Source organism: Oleiphilus sp. HI0125 (genome assembly GCF_001635355.1).
Genome location: NZ_LWGF01000098.1, coordinates 1 through 963, shown reverse-complemented (window position 1 = coordinate 963; position 963 = coordinate 1). Strand labels below are relative to the sequence as shown.

Below are 963 nucleotides of genomic sequence, written 5' to 3'. Positions count from 1 at the left end.
AACTAAAGGCTTCTTTGTTCTGTATGCCATTGAAAAAACTGCTTAAAAAGTTTGAGTTTAACACCGTTTGATAACAAGGAACGATACATTCAGGCAAAAAAAAAGCCGAGCTAATAAGCTCGGCTTTTTCAGTGTGCCACGATTATTGATCAATCAAACCATCTTTGATCAATTTAGGAGTGATAAACACTAGCAACTCACTACGCTCATTAATGTTTTGCGTCTTTTTAAACAGGTTACCTAGGTAAGGAATATCACCCAGGAACGGTGTCTTAGTTACTGTCGTAGATTCCTCCGACTGGAAGATACCGCCTAGGACAATAGTTTCACCATTGCCAACAAGTACCTGAGTAATTAGTTCATTAGTCGCGATACTTGGCACACCAGCAGTCTCTTGGCCACGATCATCCTGATTTACTTTCAGATCCATAATGATTTTATCGTCAGGAGTAATTTGCGGCGTTACTTCAAGAGACAATACAGCCTCTTTAAATGCAATAGAGGCAGCCCCAGAAGAAGTTGCTTCTTGGTAAGGAATCTCTTCACCAGACTTAATCGTTGCCGTTTGGCGATCCGCCGTTACAATTTTTGGTTGAGCAACGATTTCGCCTTTGCCATCGGCCTCGAATGCCGACAATTCTAAATCAAGCAAGTAATCGCCATTGCCAATACCAATGGCGATAGATGAAGCATTCGTACGTGTCACACCTAGATCAACCGCCAATGCGTCTGGGAATGTAACAGTATTGGTAGTTGTTAACTCGCCAAGAGTATTTTGAGAACCACCGAAACGCCAGAAAGTATCGCCATCTTGGTCACGGCCACCGCCACCCCAAGTAATACCCATTTCTTCAGTAATATTTGAACGTGCACGAACGATACGTGCTTCGATCAGCACTTGGCGCACTGGAATATCCCAGGTATCAACCAAAGTACGGATCTGATTCAATTTATCCGCAGTTT

1 protein-coding gene is annotated in these 963 nt (G+C 42.9%); it reads right to left on the bottom strand.

The annotated features are described in order from the left end of the window. Window positions 1-142: 142 nt before the first annotated feature. The coding region (gene pilQ, locus A3762_RS01585; protein ID WP_156493120.1) for a type IV pilus secretin PilQ at window positions 143-963 on the bottom strand (821 nt) is incomplete at its 5' end.